Origin of the sequence: uncultured Maribacter sp., assembly GCF_947495965.1 — a bacterium.
Classification (GTDB): domain Bacteria; phylum Bacteroidota; class Bacteroidia; order Flavobacteriales; family Flavobacteriaceae; genus Maribacter_B.
On the sequence record NZ_CANMBB010000001.1, the window covers coordinates 608,646 to 624,742 of the forward strand.

At 31.4% G+C, this 16,097-nt stretch carries 17 protein-coding genes; all 17 read right to left on the reverse strand.

Translation table 11 applies throughout. The annotated features are described in order from the left end of the window. Positions 1–241: 241 nt before the first annotated feature. Positions 242–697 carry a DUF1801 domain-containing protein gene (locus Q0820_RS02430; protein ID WP_298484767.1) on the reverse strand — a complete coding sequence of 152 codons (456 nt, stop codon included), beginning with the start codon at positions 695–697 and terminating at the stop codon, positions 242–244. 51 nt (positions 698–748) lie between these two features. Further along, entirely contained in the window at positions 749–1,102 is a 354-nt protein-coding gene (locus Q0820_RS02435) for a DUF1801 domain-containing protein (RefSeq protein ID WP_298484768.1), read from the reverse strand. A gap of 9 nt (positions 1,103–1,111) precedes the next feature. Next, entirely contained in the window at positions 1,112–2,050 is a 939-nt protein-coding gene (locus Q0820_RS02440) for a 2-hydroxyacid dehydrogenase (protein ID WP_298484769.1), read from the reverse strand. 3 nt (positions 2,051–2,053) lie between these two features. Continuing rightward, entirely contained in the window at positions 2,054–2,419 is a 366-nt protein-coding gene (locus Q0820_RS02445) for a cupin domain-containing protein (RefSeq protein WP_298484770.1), read from the reverse strand. A gap of 36 nt (positions 2,420–2,455) precedes the next feature. After that, a complete protein-coding gene (gene mgtE, locus Q0820_RS02450) occupies positions 2,456–3,808 on the reverse strand; it encodes a magnesium transporter (protein ID WP_298484771.1) in 1,353 nt (450 codons plus the stop codon). Further along, positions 3,795–4,667: a 16S rRNA (adenine(1518)-N(6)/adenine(1519)-N(6))-dimethyltransferase RsmA gene (gene rsmA / locus Q0820_RS02455; protein WP_298484772.1), complete on the reverse strand. Its 873-nt coding sequence runs from the start codon at positions 4,665–4,667 to the stop codon at positions 3,795–3,797. Before rsmA ends, mgtE begins: the two co-directional genes overlap by 14 nt. 3 nt (positions 4,668–4,670) lie before the next feature. Then, positions 4,671–4,982, reverse strand: a complete 312-nt coding sequence (locus tag Q0820_RS02460) for a DUF4286 family protein (protein ID WP_298484775.1) — start codon at positions 4,980–4,982, stop codon at positions 4,671–4,673. A gap of 6 nt (positions 4,983–4,988) precedes the next feature. Then, positions 4,989–6,773 (reverse strand): tetratricopeptide repeat protein, encoded by a 1,785-nt coding sequence (locus Q0820_RS02465; protein WP_298484777.1) that lies wholly within the window; start codon positions 6,771–6,773, stop codon positions 4,989–4,991. Between the two features lie 68 nt (positions 6,774–6,841). Continuing rightward, on the reverse strand, positions 6,842–7,582 hold the full coding sequence (locus Q0820_RS02470; RefSeq protein ID WP_298484779.1) for an SGNH/GDSL hydrolase family protein: 741 nt from the start codon (positions 7,580–7,582) through the stop codon (positions 6,842–6,844). A 60-nt stretch (positions 7,583–7,642) separates the two neighbouring features. Beyond that, on the reverse strand, positions 7,643–8,362 hold the full coding sequence (locus Q0820_RS02475; protein ID WP_298484781.1) for a 3-ketoacyl-ACP reductase: 720 nt from the start codon (positions 8,360–8,362) through the stop codon (positions 7,643–7,645). 40 nt (positions 8,363–8,402) lie between these two features. After that, positions 8,403–9,566: a carbohydrate porin gene (locus tag Q0820_RS02480; RefSeq protein WP_298484782.1), complete on the reverse strand. Its 1,164-nt coding sequence runs from the start codon at positions 9,564–9,566 to the stop codon at positions 8,403–8,405. A 161-nt stretch (positions 9,567–9,727) separates the two neighbouring features. Continuing rightward, positions 9,728–11,248: a Dabb family protein gene (locus Q0820_RS02485; protein WP_298484783.1), complete on the reverse strand. Its 1,521-nt coding sequence runs from the start codon at positions 11,246–11,248 to the stop codon at positions 9,728–9,730. Between the two features lie 26 nt (positions 11,249–11,274). Further along, positions 11,275–11,763 carry a heme-binding protein gene (locus Q0820_RS02490; RefSeq protein WP_298484784.1) on the reverse strand — a complete coding sequence of 163 codons (489 nt, stop codon included), beginning with the start codon at positions 11,761–11,763 and terminating at the stop codon, positions 11,275–11,277. Positions 11,764–11,854: 91 nt separating this feature from the next. Further along, positions 11,855–12,427 carry a Crp/Fnr family transcriptional regulator gene (locus tag Q0820_RS02495; RefSeq protein ID WP_298485441.1) on the reverse strand — a complete coding sequence of 191 codons (573 nt, stop codon included), beginning with the start codon at positions 12,425–12,427 and terminating at the stop codon, positions 11,855–11,857. 68 nt (positions 12,428–12,495) lie between these two features. Continuing rightward, the gene (gene serS / locus Q0820_RS02500; protein WP_298484786.1) at positions 12,496–13,767 is read right to left on the reverse strand and encodes a serine--tRNA ligase; all 1,272 of its coding nucleotides are present in this window, start codon (positions 13,765–13,767) and stop codon (positions 12,496–12,498) included. A gap of 60 nt (positions 13,768–13,827) precedes the next feature. Continuing rightward, positions 13,828–15,153: an HTTM domain-containing protein gene (locus tag Q0820_RS02505; RefSeq protein ID WP_298484788.1), complete on the reverse strand. Its 1,326-nt coding sequence runs from the start codon at positions 15,151–15,153 to the stop codon at positions 13,828–13,830. Between the two features lies 1 nt (position 15,154). Beyond that, entirely contained in the window at positions 15,155–16,081 is a 927-nt protein-coding gene (locus Q0820_RS02510; RefSeq protein ID WP_298484790.1) for a bifunctional riboflavin kinase/FAD synthetase, read from the reverse strand. Positions 16,082–16,097: the final 16 nt, after the last annotated feature.

Consider the following 16,097-nt stretch of genomic DNA (forward strand, 5'->3'; position numbering starts at 1 on the left):
TAGTTTTTGGTGGTTAATACTTTTTTATAAAAGTACCAATAATTTTGAATATTGAGGAAGCTCTTTTTTTATAGTAAAATATAACACTATTAAACTTTATACAAAATCCCTTTTTTTCGTAAAAAATAAACACTTAAAAAAGGATAATTTTAAATACTGATAGGTTTTTTATACCAATTAGAATATTAATAACAACCTAAATACCAAAACATTACACTGCATTTTAAATCACCAAAAAATATTACTTCTTTAAGTTTTTCTCATACAAGTATATCCAATTTTCTGGAGTCATTTTTCCTGCCAACTCCTCAATTAAACCATACGGTATATCGTCTACATACTTAAAACGAATACAACTTTTACCCATATCTAATTTTCTTTTACAATGCTTTGGATACTCCTCTACAAACCAATTATAAAGATTAGAATCTGCATATATCCCATTATGATATAAAGCAATAAAGTTTTTTTGAGAGGCTAAATTTATAAATGGCAAAGGTAATTTTGGATTACAATGATAGCCATCTGGATAGATCGTGTGTGGTACAACATAGCCTAACATTTTATAACTAATACATTCTAAAAACCCTTTTGGTAAAGTGCTTTTTAGAATGGTACGAATTTTAGAAATTGCTTCTTTTCTATCTTCTGGCAGTTGGTTTATATACGCTTCTGGTGTAGTGGCATTAGAGGTCATTTAGAGTAAATTAAAAGTTACTCTTTAAAGTTACTAAATTTAGAATTTAGTTTATTTTTCTTTTTTACGAATATCTATTGCTGCTTGGAGTAAAAAAGAAAGCTTTTCTATTGCAATATCTTTGGTAGGATTTACTCTAAAAATTTTCATTTTTGCTCGTTTTCCTTTTTCCAAATCTGAATCTGTAATTTTATCCCCATCTACAAAAAGAATATACGGTTCTTTTGTCTTTTTATCTACCCAGAGATAAACAAACATTTTATTATTATAGCAAAAACACGGCATTCCATATTTTGTAGTCTCCGTTATATTTTTGCTTTGCTTAAGAATAATATCTCTTAAAGCAAGTAGACAACTCTTATTGGGCTCTTGTTTACTAAAATAAAAATCTTCGCTTTTGTTCATGAGATTAAATTAACAAAACTGTGTTTGCACCTTATCTACAACTGTTTGAGCTAATTTTATTTTGCTCTCTACGGTCCAGCCAGCTACATGAGGACTTAATAAGACTTTATTAGACTTTATTAGATATTGAAAAGCTTTGGGCATATTTGTTTCCGTGAACATATTTTCGAACGAACTCTTTTCGTATTCCAGAACATCTAAGCCTGCTCCTAATATTTTTTCAGATTCTATAGCTTGTACTAAATCTTCTGTTTTAATACACTTTCCACGTGCCGTATTTAGTATCCAAAATGGTTTATGAAATTGAGATATAAATTCTTCATTTATCATCCCAATAGTTAATTCAGTTTGCGGAACATGTAAACTAAGAACATCTGTTCTTTGGTGCAATTCTAATATTCCCACCTGCCTAGCGTCTTCATTTCCTACTCCACCTTGAATATCATAACATATTACTTCTACATCAAAACCTCTTAGTTTTTTAGCAAATGCTTTTCCCATATTACCATACCCGATAATCCCAACCGTTTTCCCATCTAACTCTATTCCTCTATTACCTTCACGATCCCATATTCCAGAACGCACTTCTTTATCTGCACTATTAAGCTTATTAAATAAAGACAATAACATTCCTAAAGTGTGCTCCCCAACTGCATTTCTATTCCCTTCTGGTGCAGATGCTAAAAAAATTCCTTTTTGTTTTGCATAAACAGTGTCTATATTTTCTAAGCCAGCACCTAACCTTCCTATAAATTTTAGGTTAGTTGCTTTATCTAAAAATGTTTTATCTATCGTGAATCGGCTTCTAATAATAAGCCCATCATACAAATGTAATTTTGCTTCTACTTGCTCTTTAGAAGAGGTATAATCCTCTTCATTCTGAAAGCCTAAAGCAGTAAATTGTTCTATTATTAATGGGTGATTTATATCTAAATGTAATACTCTCATAAATTAAATTTTAGGGTAGGAAGTTTGGGTTTTTGCATGTTTTACTTTTCCAGTATGTGCTGTAGAAAGTTTTTCAAAAAGAAGTACATGCACCACTTCTCCATTTTTTGTCATGGGATTATGCTCAACCCCTTTAGGAACCACAATAATCTCTCCTTCTTTTACCACTTCTGTACGGTCTCTAAACTGCATATATAAAGTACCTTTTATAACCTGAAACAACTCATCTTCATTCTCGTGTGCATGCCAAACAAACTCCCCTTTAAGTTTTGCTAATAAAACTTGCATATTATCTACAATAGCAATTTGGTGCGGATGCCAATTTTTGGTAAACTCAGCATGCTTTGCTACAATGTTTATTGATTTCATAAAAATAAATTATACAGTAAGGTATTGTAAAAAGGATTAAATTCCTAATACCATTTTGGCAATCCAGAAGTAAATTAGGATTCCAAAAATATCATTACTAGTTGTAATAAAAGGTCCTGTTGCTATTGCAGGATCTATTCCTTGTTTATTTAAAAACAATGGCACAAAAGTTCCTATAAGTCCTGCTACAATAATAACCACAACTAAGGATGCCGATATAGCAAATGCTGTATTTAATTCGCCTTTAGTTACCCAAACAAAAAGAAATAGAAAAAGTGCTAATATAAAACCATTTAAAGCCGCTAAAAGCATCTCTTTTATAAGTCTACTATTTATACTTCCTTTCACATCGTCATTTGCTAAACCTTGTACTATAATTGCACTAGATTGTACACCAACATTCCCTGCCATAGCAGCTATTAATGGTGTAAAAAAGAATAATACTGCGTATTTGTTAAAAGCTTCCTGAAAACCTTCCATAATTAAAAAAGCACCAATACCACCTACAAGTCCTAAAAAAAGCCAAGGCAAACGTGCTCTTGTAAGTTCTAAAATACTATCATTTGCCTCTACATCTTGCGTAATACCTGCTGCTAATTGGTAATCTTTATCGGCTTCTTCTTTTAAAACGTCTACAATATCATCAATAGTAATTCTTCCTAATAAAGTTTTATTTTCATCTACAACAGGAATGGCTTCTAAATCATATTTAGACATTACTTTTGCAACATCTTCTACATTATCTTCTACATTTACATAATCTACATTAGATATGTATATATCGGCAATTTTTTGTTCGTTTTTAGCTACGATAAGGTCTTTTAAAGACAATCTACCCACTAACATTTCTTGCTTATTTACCACATAAACAGAATGCACACGTGTTACTTCTTCTGCTTGGCCTCTTATACGACGTAAACACCCTGCAACTGTCCAAGTATCATAAACTTTTACTAACTCTTTTGCCATTAACCCCCCTGCGGTATCTTCTGCATATTTAAGAAGCTCTTTGATCTCTTCTTTATGCTCCTCATCTTCTATATTAGAGATTACTTCTTGCTGACGTTCTTCGGATAATTCTGCAATAATATCTACAGCATCATCTGTATCTAACTCTTCTAATTCTTCTGCAATTTCTTTTGAAGATAAATTACCTAAAATGGCTTCTCTTAAGTCATCATCAACCTCTGTTAAAACATCTGAAGTTTTATCGCTTTCTAATAACTTTATTAAATAAGTAGCCTCTTCTGCGGCTAGCTCATTTATTATTTCAGCAACATCGGCATAATGCACCTCATCCAAAAGAGCCACTAATTGCACATCCTCTTGGCTGCCAATTAACTGTTCTATTTCCTCTACAAGTTCTTTTGTAAGTTTAAACGGTGTCATTTTCAATCTTCTTAGTCAGGGCAATAAAATCTGCCACTGTTAATTGCTCTGGTCGCTTGCCAAAGATAACATCTTCTTTTAGATTATCGGAAAGCCCAAATGGTTTTAAACTATTTCTTAACGTTTTCCTACGTAACCCAAAAGCAGCTTTTACCACTTTAAAAAGCATAGGAACATTACAATCTAATTTTAAGTTCTCTTTACGTGTTAAACGTAAAACTCCAGATTGTACTTTTGGCGGCGGATTAAATACATTTGGTTCTACCGTAAATAAATATTCTGCAGTATAAAAAGCTTGTGTTAATACGGATAATATACCATAGGTTTTATTCCCCTCTTTAGCACATATACGCTCTGCCACTTCTTTCTGAAACATTCCTGAAAACTCTGGCACTTGCTCCCGCATTTCTAACATCTTAAAAACAATTTGCGTAGAAATGTTGTAAGGAAAGTTTCCTGTTATTGCAAATTGTTCTTTTCCAAAGAGTTCTTCTATATTGTATTTTAAAAAATCGGCTTCAATTACTTTAAACGTTCCTTTTCTTTGTTGTAATTCTGGATGTTCTAATGGAAAATTAGTTTTTAAATACGCTATAGACTCTGTATCTAAATCTAAGGCCACCAAATCCATTTCTTGTTTTAGTAAGTGTTTGGTTAAAACTCCTGTACCAGGCCCTATTTCTATAACATTTTTATACCCTTGTAAAGACAACGTATTGCCTATATCATATGCAACACCTTCATCTGTTAAAAAATGTTGTCCTAAATGCTTTTTAGCTTTTACTGGGCTTTCTTCTTGCCAGTTTTTTTTAAACTTAGGCTTGCCTCCAACATACTTTCCTTTTCCCTTTTTTGCCATAGTTTAATGTTCGCTTACTATTTCTAACTCTGTTCTAAATGCTACAAATTTACCAGCAAAACGTTTACTACCATCTGATCGCATCTTTTCTGCATCTTCTTCATAATATTTTTGCAAAGTTGCTTTACTGTCTGTTGTGTATTGTACCGAATAGGTAATACCTCCCATTTCCTCTTCTACCAAAACCTTTGTCATTAATGCTTTACTAAACTTTCCTGTTGCAAGCATTTCTGGAATGTGTGTTTCTTTCATCCACACCAACCAATTACTAACAATGGTTTCTTCTACATTAATTGTAACGTTATATATATACATATTTTTTTAATTTATAGCGTCTCCACGCAATCTTCTAAAATGTTTTCTTGCAGTAGGAGCGTAATAACTATCTTGATAGTTATAAATTATTTTTTCGAACTGTTCTTTTGCTTTCTGCGGCTTATTTAATTTATTCTCATATAACATACCCAATGCATAATACGCATCATCTGCTAAGATTCCTTGCGCATAAAATTCTATTATCTTCTGATAATTAAACTCTGCTTGTTCATATTGTTTTAATTGTTCTAAAAATTGCCCTTGTTTAAGCAAGGCCTCATCTTCTATTTTTTCTCCTTTATGATTTTCTAAAATATCATTTAAAATTGTAACCGCTTCTTTTGTTTTGTTTTGATATGCTAACAAATCTGCCCTTGCATATTTTTTTAACGCTATTTGCGTAGAATCTTCCAAAACATTATCTGAAATTAATAAGCTAAGTTGCATTGCATCATTTGCAATAAGTTGTGAAGCCGAACTTCGCAAAACTTTTAATTGGGTTAAAGCCCAATCAAAATCTCCTTTATAAAAACTTGTTTGTGCAACTTTGAATCTGGCATTTTGGCCAATAACATCGTTCTTAAATTTTCTCTGAATTTGAGAAAAATAAATAAGCGCTTCATTAAACTTTTTGTTATAAACTAAGATTTCTCCAAGTGCAAATTTTACGTAAGCAACAGCCTCTCGGTTTAAAGGTATTTCTAAATAATCTTTTAATATTTTTATTGCAGGGTCAGGAGTATTTTTTTTAAAAGTTAAAAACTTTGCATATGCTATTTGCAATCTAAGTGTTGTATTCTTAATGCCATGAATTTGCAATAGCTCTTTATACTTTTTTTCTATAGTATCTAAAGTACTAGCATCTTCTTGCTGTAATTGAATGTTTATTAATTGCAACTCAGAGTCTAACCTTGTTGTAGTATCTTCAGTTTCGTCTAAAATAAAATAATAAATTTCTCTTGCTACGTCTAATTCTCCAACATTATATGCAATATCCGACAGATCTATTAATCTATTTGTATTTGTACCCTCTGTTCTTTTAAAAATAGCTTTTTCTTGTCTAAAAGCACTTTCATATTGTTTTTGTTTTACAAACAACCAACTTAACAAATCGTTCCAAAGAATATCTGGATTTCTTTGCGCATTTTTTAAAAGCACTTTTTTTAAAATTAAATTATTGGCATTAGTAGGTTCTTCTGTTATAAAAGCATCTATATTACGCAAAACATTAGACTTAGAAGTTTTTCCTTCTAAGAGCAGTGTTAAATAGGCAACATACATTTTCTCTATATTACCTTGCTCCCCATAAATTCTTGCAAGTTGGTAATTATAATTTAAAGAAGGATTTAGTGTCATTGCCTTCTCATAAGCTATAATTGCTTTTGTAAGTAAGGAATATTTTAGAAACTTAGCTCCTATTCTAGAACCGTAATTAGGATTTTTACTTAAGAATTTTATTGCTTTATTATACTGGGCTTCTGCTTTCTCGTTTTTATTTTGAAGGGAATAGGTATATCCCAAATCTATTATAAAATTTGGAGCTCCGTTATTCTCTTTTATTTTTTTCTCTAAAAAAGCTTCTGCATCTTCATACCTTTCTAATTGCTGATAACATGCAACTAAACCCTCTATATAATCTAATCTTCTTGGGTTAGAGTTCGAAAGTTTTTCATAGAAAACAACTGCCTTATTAAACTCCCCATCATTAAAATATTGCAATGCCAAAAAATCTTCTTGGCCAGATGTCCAGAAAAAACAGCAAGTAAATAAAAATGTAATAAATACGCGCAAGCTAGGATTTTTATCAAAGATAGATAATATCAAAAGATCTTAGATGCTATTTAACTGTAGCTTATATTTTAAAGTTCATTTTTAAGCTTTGAGGTAGCCACAGGGAGTATTCTTTCTACAAATTTTGAATAAGCTAACTCAGAAGGATGCAAACCGTCTGAAGCAACTAGATCTTTATTCTTTAGCCCCTCTCTTGTTATGTCTGTTATATTTATAAATGAAATATTATTCTTAATACAATAATTTTCTGCAAAAGCATTGTATTTATCTATGGCATTAGATATTTTAATATCTCCTCCTCCAAAAGGGGTAAAGGCATAATCTGGAATAGACACAACAATAACTTTACTGCTATCAGATTTAGCCTTTTTAATTGCAGTAGCAACAAGGGTGGGAAACTCTAGCTCATATAAAGAAAAGGGTTTATTTTGATATTGATTATTTACACCAATTAAAAGGGTTACTAAATTATAGCTATTGTCTATATTTTCTGAACCTATGGCGCTAATTAGATTTGTAGTTATCCAACCTGTTCTAGCAATTACTTTTAAATCTATGGAAGTGTCCGATTCAATATTGCTTAACAATCTTTCTTTTAGTTGCTCTGGAAATTTACAAGATGTGCACACACTTTCCCCTATAGTATAACTATCTCCTAAAGAAAGAATGGAAATAGTTCTACTTTTAAGGGTATCAACTTTTTCTTCTTCTTTTTCCTCTTTAGCAACCACACCAATTTCTTCATCATTATTTGAACACCCAAATGACAGAAACACACTTAAGCTAAAAAACAGCAGAAAAGATTTCATTTTTATTTTAAAGATACGCTTTTAGCTACAAAACACTATTTAATTATAAAAGCGCTCTATTTAAGGATTTGTAGACCATAAAGCAGCACTTTTAAGCATTGCTCTTCTTGGAAGTTTTAGACCCGCTACTATTAGTTCGGCAAAATCTTCTGGCTGTAGCACATTCTCTTCAGAACCTTCGGATGCAATACCTAATTCTATAGTCATATCCGTTTCAATAGTACTCGGTGTTAAAGTAATAACTCTAATGTTATTTTTTCTAACTTCTTTCATTAAAGATTCGGACATACCAATAACCGCAAATTTAGATGCTGAATATGCAGATACATTAGGATTACCGTTTAACCCCGCTGTTGACGCAACATTAAAAATATCTCCTTCATTTTTTTCTAGTAAATAAGGCAGCACTTCTTTAGTTACATAATACATCCCCATTACATTGGTCTGTATTGTTTGCGTCCATTGTTCTACTGGCATTTCTACAAATGAACCAATAGCAGCAATTCCTGCATTGTTAACTAAAATATCTACACCACCTAAGGTGTCTATAATTGTTTTAATACTGCTTTTTACAGCTTTATAATCTCCAACATCAAAAACCGAATAAATAGCGGTTACTCCTAAAGATTTTATTTCTGCAACGGTTTCTTTTAAAACAGTTTCGTTTCTACCTGTTATTGCTACATTAATACCCTCTTTAGCAAACGCTAAGGCAGTTGCTTTTCCTAGTCCTCTGCCACCACCAGTAATAATTGCTTTTTTATTTTTTAGATTGCTCATTTTTTTGTGTTTTAAATTACATTATTATGCCTGAACCTTGTTAAAAATTAGCTTCCATCCAAACCCCTGGAATAATAGCATTATCAATTGTTCCCGAACCACCTGGTCTAATATCATATTGTACTGCAGGCTGTAGTACAAAATAGTCCGTTATTTGAAAACGATAGCCTAACTCTAATACTATCTCTGGAAACAAATTGCTGTTTTGTTCTGCAGCCCACTCCTTACTAAAAGCCCCTACAGTAGCAAAAAACAATATTCTATCCTCTATCCTAGAATTTACAAAACCTTTCCAATTAAGGCCTAAACTACTTTGAAAAGGCAATTTAGCAACTTCCCCATGAGGAGAATATGACATGGTTAGAAAGGAATTTAATCCTTCTGTTAAATCTACATCAATATGCCCATAAAAACGTAAAAAATAGTCCGATGTATTGTTTGTATTAAAATTAGAGAAATTCCCAAAAACTTGATTTGCTCCCATATAAACTCTAGTCTTACTATTTCCAATTTTCCCAAACCAATCATACTGAAAAAACACAGATAAGTCGTCTGAACTTCTAAAAGAAAAGTCTAAACCATGTTTTGTATCATCAAAGATATTTTGTCCAAATTGGTATGCCCCCAATTGAAATTGATGTTTAGAATTTGGCTTGTATTTAAACCTAGTACCCCATGTAGCAAAAGGGAATGTACTTGCTAGACCATCTAGTAACAAAGCTCTTATGACTCCATTTACCGTATTATTAAGTGAATAAAAATAGAGATTAGAACCAAAAAAATCATCTACAGATGTAGTACGCCCTAGTTTTAAGGAGAACTTCTTTCCAAAATCTTTTTCTATACTTAAATCATATAAAAATGTGTTTTGACCACCAACAAGATTCAATGGTTCAAAAACAGAACCCACTTCTTTTTCTAGCCCACTACCATGGCGGTTTATCATAGAGATTTTTGCGCGAGTACCTTTCCAACCTAACATTTCCTCAAAATTAAATTTAAGTCCTGTATAAAGTTGTCCAGCGTATCTACTACCATGCTCTAGCCCTCCCGAAACATTAGCCGCTGCAATAGAAGCATAAGATACAAAGGGGTCAATAGAATTGTTTAACCAATTTCCGCTCTGGATACTATCCTTTTCCTGTTCTTGCCCCACTAAAATATATGAGAAAAGAACAAAGAAGAGTAAAATTAATTTCTTCATTTTGTTTTTAATTAGGAGGTATTCCAAAGTTTTTAGAGATTAACTTATTAATCCCTAAAAAAATTAGCGGTATTATGCTGCTATTAGATACTGTAACCTAATAAATAATTATAGGTTATTTATTAGGCTACAGATTTAAAGTATAAATCGTTCTATTTATTTTACTCTCCTGTCCAATAATCCATCACCACAGCATCTGCAAAAAACTGCCCGTATTTTTCTAAAAGATCAAGATGCGCCTTATGAAATAAGTAAACTTCTCTTGCGTGTTCATCATTAAATGTAATTACAAAAGTATGTGTAAGTCCTTTAGTATGGCCTTCAGAGCTATCATTTAAACCCCATTCAAAACCAGCAACCGTTGGTATTTTATTTTTAAGATCCACAAAAGCATTAACCGCTTCGTTAACTTGTTCTTCTGTAGCATCTTCTTTGTATTTAAGATGTACTATATGTTTTAACACTTTACCTTCTCTATTAGTTTCTGGAGCAATCTTATAGCTTACTACTTTTCCAAAATCGAACCTATTAGACCCTGCCAGCAAAAAGTTATCCCCATCAATTTCATGAGATCGCAATCCATAATAAATAGAGAACCCTGTTTCTAAATAATTTATAGGGCTTAAAATACCTTCTTCATTTAATTTTAAAAGCTGAATAGCCGCATCATCTCTAGTACCAACTGCTAAAACAGCTTCTTTTTCATCACTAGAAACAACTTCAATTCTTGTTTGGCCTTGTAGTTTTGTGGTTTTGTCATCTTTTAAAACAAAGTGAGGAACTAAAGCTCCTTTTCTATTTATTTTAAAAACACTTACCCCATCTCCATGATATTTAAAGTCTTTATTTTTAATAAAATTCGGAGCATAATCATAATATTTATGATGCCTATGTCCCACAACAACATAATAATTATCTCCTAGTTTTGCTCCTGTTACAGGATACGCTCCTGTTAAATACCTATCGGTTGTATTATCACCAATATTATTAATATTTTTAAACTCACCATTTTCATAAACCCTAAAACTACTTACCCCATTATCTTGAAATCCGCCAGTATATAAAAAGGTTTTTCCTTTTATTTTATGTGTAAACATGCCTATAATACCATCTGTATAGATTTTATTAGTATCCTTCATGGATTGTACATGGGTAAGCTTTCCGTCATCATGGATTTTGAAACATGTTAAACCTGGATCTTTTCTTTCTAAGCCACCAACAAAAAGATAGGATGCTTTTTTCATGTGAACAACTTGCAACGTAATTACCGTTTGTAAATGAACAGTATCACTGTCTTTTACCATGAACACTTGCTTTAAAGACCCATTATCTTGAATTTTAAATACCTCAACAGCATCTCCGTGTTTATTACCTGCAAATAAGAAATCTGTACCATTAATATTATCTGCAACTAAACCTCTTGCTGGCCCTTTTTCTTTATATAGTTTATGACTACTAACTGGTTTTAAAGCCCCCTCTTTGTCTAGGTTAAACACATCTATATCTCCTGCGCCACCAGTATATACATAATGTTTTCCATTTTTTGCGTAACTAGTAACGCTTACAGTGTTTTTTGCTGTTAAATTCTTAAAATCTTTTCTGTAAAGCATTAAATCATCTGAAACTTGAGCCAAACAAATTTGGGACACTATTAATGTTATAAATAGAATTATATTTTTCATGATTTTATTTTTTAAAATTTAATAGATTACTCTAAAATAGATTTAGCTCCTACTGTAGCAATAGCTCTGTCTTGCTCTATAGTACCACCACTCACACCTATAGCTCCAATAATTTTACCGTCTTTATTTTTTATTGGTAGTCCTCCTGGAAAAGACACCAATCCATTATTAGTTAATTCTATATTATAAATTATACCTCCTGGCTGGGTTAATTCTCCTAATTTTCCCGTATCCATATTAAAATAACGTGCTGTTTTAGCCTTTTTAATAGCTACATCTATACTTCCTAAGTAAGATTCATCCATTCTAATAAATGCCTTTAAATTTGCCCCCGCATCTACTACAGCAATATTTACTAAAACATTAGAATCTTCAGCATTTTTCTTAGCCGCTAAAAGAGCGGTTAAGGCTTCTTCATGAGTAATGTCATTGGTTATCTGTGCATTAGCAGCAGAAACAACAAATAATAAGGCAAATGTAAAAACACCAATTTTTAAGTACTTAACTACGTTCATAATTATCATTTTATTTTTATTCCACAAAAATTATAAACTAATCTGATAAAAAAGTTGAACAAGTTCAACTCCATAAAAATTTAGTTAAAATTTAAGACTGTTTTTTAATTTTACTTAAAAACTCATGTGTAATACCTAAATAACTTGATGCTTGCCTGTCTGTAAGTTTAGACGCAATTTTAGGATATTTTTCTATAAAATGATTGTAACGTTCTTTTGCAGTTAAGCTATGGTTTCTTATGATTCTTCGTTGCCATGCAACTATGGATTTTTGAAACATAATACGGAACAGTTTTTCTGCAGATGGAATTTTAGTGTAAAGTGTTTCTTTATCTTTTTGAGATATTATTAGAACCTCACTGTCTTCTAAAGCTTGTATATTTAAATCCGATGGTTTATGGTTCATAAAACTATCAATATCCATTAACCACCAGTCTTTTGCTGCAAAATACAGGGTATTTTCATTCCCTTTTTTATCTATGGTAAAGGTTCTAAAGCACCCCTTTACTACAAACCCCTCAAACTTACAAATAGTTCCTTGTGTTAATAAAAACTCTTTTTTCTTAATTGTTTTCAGCTTAAAAAACTCACAAATACTGTTTGCTTCTGAATCAGACAGATTTATGTGTTTCTTTATATTTTCAATTAATAAATTATAAGCCACCATTAAAAAATTTACATCCTTAATAAGGGTGTATTCTTTGTTATTTTATTATTAAGTGACTAAGTTAATTAATCTATCTTACTAAAACCACAATAAGGGATTAACACTTCTGGAATTTCTATACCATCTTCTACTTGGTAATTTTCTAAAATACCAGCAAGAACTCTTGGTAAGGCTAAAGAACTACCATTTAAAGTATGTGCAAACTGGCTTTTTCCATTTTCGTCTTTAAAACGCAATTTTAATCTGTTAGATTGATAGGCTTCAAAATTAGATACCGAACTTATTTCTAACCAACGGTCTTGTGCTGTAGAAAATACTTCAAAATCATACGTAAGAACAGATGTAAAACCTAAATCGCCACCACACAATCTTAATACTCTATATGGTAATTTTAATTCTCTAAGAATATTTTTTACATGTTCTACCATACCATCTAAAGCTTCAAAAGATTTTGATGGATGTTCTACTCGTACTATTTCTACTTTATCAAACTGATGTAAACGATTTAAACCGCGAACATGCGCGCCATAACTCCCTGCTTCTCTTCTAAAACAAGGTGTATAGGCTGTATAACAAATAGGAAATTGTTCTTCTTTTATTATTTCTCCTCTAAATAAATTGGTAACAGGAACTTCTGCTGTTGGTATTAAATACAGGTCATCTTCTCCTACATGATACATTTGCCCTTCTTTATCTGGTAATTGACCAGTACCATACCCAGATGCTTCATTTACTAGGTGTGGCACTTGTATTTCTGTGTACCCAGCTTCTGCATTTTTGTCTAAAAAATAAGAAATTAATGCACGTTGTAAACGAGCCCCTTTTCCTTTATAAACAGGAAAGCCTGCTCCAGTAACTTTTACTCCAAGTTCAAAATCTATAATATCATATTTTTTTGCCAACTCCCAATGTGGCAAAGCACTAGAAACCAACTCAGGTACATCTCCTTCTGCAAAAACCTCTTCATTATCTTCCTCCGTGTTTCCTGCAGGAACACTATCATGAGGTATATTAGGTATTTGATACAATAACGTTTGTAATTCTTCTGCAACGCTAGTTAATGTATCGCTCAACACCTTAGACTCTTCTTTTAATACTCCAGTTTTTTCTTTTAAAACTGTTGCTTCTTGCGCTTTTCCCGTTTTAAAAAGCATTCCAATTTCTTTAGACAGACTGTTAGATTCTGCTAAAGTTTTATCTAATTTCGTTTGCGTTTCACGCCTTTTATCATCTAATGCTATTGCTTTATCCAATAAAGGTGCAGCATCTATATTTCGCTTTTTTAATGCGGTAATAAATTCGTTTTTAGACTCTCTAATTGCCTGTAATTGTAGCATTGGTTATATTTTGAGTTGCAAATTTAGGTTTATTTACGTCTAATGCCAACAGAAAAACGTTCACTCTTCTTTTAATTTAGACGGAAGAATCCAATCATGATGCCTAAAGTGACTCCAAGACTCATTTGCTAAATCTATCTTAGGATCTATAAAAGGCTGCATATTCCTCCCATTAATACTAATTTTAGAATTTATAGCATAGACTGCTACGTCTTCTCCTTTTTCTTTGTATTCCTTCTTTAAACGCTGTGCAAATTGCCACATAAAATCTGGATAAGATGCAACTCTTGCTCTTTGCTTTTTGGTTAGATACTTATCTTGCTTTACATATATTTCTTTGTTCGTATCCTTATTTTTTACTTTAAAAAGAACACTTCCTCTACGACTACGCAACATCATTCGCCAACTTAGTCTATGTCCTTCTTCGGTCCAAAGTACATTGTCTGTAATAAAGTGATGTCGTATAGGCAAGAACAATTGAAAAATAAAATAAGTAGCAAAAAAAGCTATTAAAATATTTTTATTTTTTGGATTACTAACCAGGGTAGGCTTATGTACCTCTTTTGTCTTAAAAAATATATTTCTAATAGTTTCTGGTTCAAAAAAGAAGACTGTAAAAGCTAAAGATAAAAATGGAAAAATACCTATTTGAAAAACTACAGCATTAAATAAATGAAAAAAGATAGATAAGATAAAAGCTATTTTACGTGTAGGTTTATAAAGTAATGCAGGAATAACTAGCAAATCGAACAAGATACCAAAGCTTCCCATAATAACATGCACCCAATGTTGTTGTAAAAAATCGCCAATTACATAATAGTCTGCCTTTCCTTTCATTAAAAGCTCTACCATACCAAAATCTAGCCAATCTCCATATAATTTAGCAACTGAAGCGTAGGTATAAACAATAAGTAGCTGTAATACTATTACCCATTTTACATAAGCGTACATAGTTTTAGATTGCAGGCCTAAATTTTTCTTTGCATCTAAAGAGGCACCCTTATTTGCGGGCAAAAAACACATTAAAAAAGAAATTAATGCTAATAAATAATAGTGATTGTTATAAGAGGTTTTTTGCATTAAATAAACTGCGGACCATAAAATAAAAAAAGCAATAATACTTACGCGATATTTATACCCTAAGGCTATACAAACTCCTAAAGTTCCCATTAAAAAAAAATAGAAATACATACCATTTCCTGGCAAAGGTTGCAACCACTCAAAACCAATAAAATTAAAAGTAAAACTAGGTTCTATTAGGGTTCTTTTAATCCACCCTGTGACTATTGCACCATAACATTCTAAAGAAACTAAGATTCCAAAAAAGACTCTAAATAATAGTAAAGAGCTATTATCTATTCTTTGAAAAAGGAACCGATGTAACATCTTAGTTTGCTATTAATTTTAATGAAGTTTCTTTATCTAATATTAATTGAGCTTTTAGGGCTTCAATAGATTCAAATTTTTGTTCATCTCTTATTCGCTCTAAAATATCAACTCGTATTTTTTGTCCATATAAATCCTGATTAAAATCAAAAAAATGAACTTCTATAGTTTGCTTTTTTCCTTCAACAGTAGGATTAAAACCAATATTCATCATACCATAAACAGTACTATTGTTTAGCACACTTTGCACAACATAAACCCCATTTTTTGGAATAAGTTTATACTTTTCTTCTATCGTAATATTTGCCGTGGGAAAACTTAATTTTCTGCCTAACTCTTTTCCTTTAGTGACTACGCCACTAAGCATATATTTATATCCTAAATACTTATTAGCAGTTTGTACATCTCCACTATCTAAAGCTTTTCTAATTTTAGTAGAACTAACAGATACTTCGCTTATTTCTTGCACTGGAATTTCTTCAACACTAAAATTATAAGTTGCTCCAAAAGCGATTAAATCTTTAATATTTGCATTTCTATTACGCCCAAATCTATGGTCGTACCCAATAATTATTTTTTTAGTATCTAACTTGTTTACTAATAAATCTCTAACAAATTCAGTAGCAGAAAGTCTTGAAAAATCTATTGTAAACGGGTGTATTATTAATTGCTCTAAACCTAGTTTTTCTAAAATTACACCCCTTTCTTCTATAGTATTTAAAAGTTTAATCTCTGCATCTTTTTGTAAAACCATTCTCGGATGAGGAAAAAAGGTAAGCACAGTAGGTACTAAACCCAGTTCTTTTGCATTGTTTATAAGGCGTTTTATTATTTTTTTATGCCCTATATGAACTCCATCAAAAGTTCCAATAGTAATAGCTATAGGTTTTTTTTTATCGTATTTAGAAATGCTTTGGACAATATTCACTTTTAATAAATAATAA

Coding starts and splice junctions, on each gene's coding strand:
- Q0820_RS02430 (WP_298484767.1), bottom strand. CDS start 697: ATGACCTCTAATGCCACTACACCAGAAGCGTATATAAACCAACTGCCA.
- Q0820_RS02435 (WP_298484768.1), bottom strand. CDS start 1,102: ATGAACAAAAGCGAAGATTTTTATTTTAGTAAACAAGAGCCCAATAAG.
- Q0820_RS02440 (WP_298484769.1), bottom strand. CDS start 2,050: ATGAGAGTATTACATTTAGATATAAATCACCCATTAATAATAGAACAA.
- Q0820_RS02445 (WP_298484770.1), bottom strand. CDS start 2,419: ATGAAATCAATAAACATTGTAGCAAAGCATGCTGAGTTTACCAAAAAT.
- mgtE (WP_298484771.1), bottom strand. CDS start 3,808: ATGACACCGTTTAAACTTACAAAAGAACTTGTAGAGGAAATAGAACAG.
- rsmA (WP_298484772.1), bottom strand. CDS start 4,667: ATGGCAAAAAAGGGAAAAGGAAAGTATGTTGGAGGCAAGCCTAAGTTT.
- Q0820_RS02460 (WP_298484775.1), bottom strand. CDS start 4,982: ATGTATATATATAACGTTACAATTAATGTAGAAGAAACCATTGTTAGT.
- Q0820_RS02470 (WP_298484779.1), bottom strand. CDS start 7,582: ATGAAATCTTTTCTGCTGTTTTTTAGCTTAAGTGTGTTTCTGTCATTT.
- Q0820_RS02475 (WP_298484781.1), bottom strand. CDS start 8,362: ATGAGCAATCTAAAAAATAAAAAAGCAATTATTACTGGTGGTGGCAGA.
- Q0820_RS02480 (WP_298484782.1), bottom strand. CDS start 9,566: ATGAAGAAATTAATTTTACTCTTCTTTGTTCTTTTCTCATATATTTTA.
- Q0820_RS02485 (WP_298484783.1), bottom strand. CDS start 11,248: ATGAAAAATATAATTCTATTTATAACATTAATAGTGTCCCAAATTTGT.
- Q0820_RS02490 (WP_298484784.1), bottom strand. CDS start 11,763: ATGAACGTAGTTAAGTACTTAAAAATTGGTGTTTTTACATTTGCCTTA.
- serS (WP_298484786.1), bottom strand. CDS start 13,767: ATGCTACAATTACAGGCAATTAGAGAGTCTAAAAACGAATTTATTACC.
- Q0820_RS02505 (WP_298484788.1), bottom strand. CDS start 15,153: ATGTTACATCGGTTCCTTTTTCAAAGAATAGATAATAGCTCTTTACTA.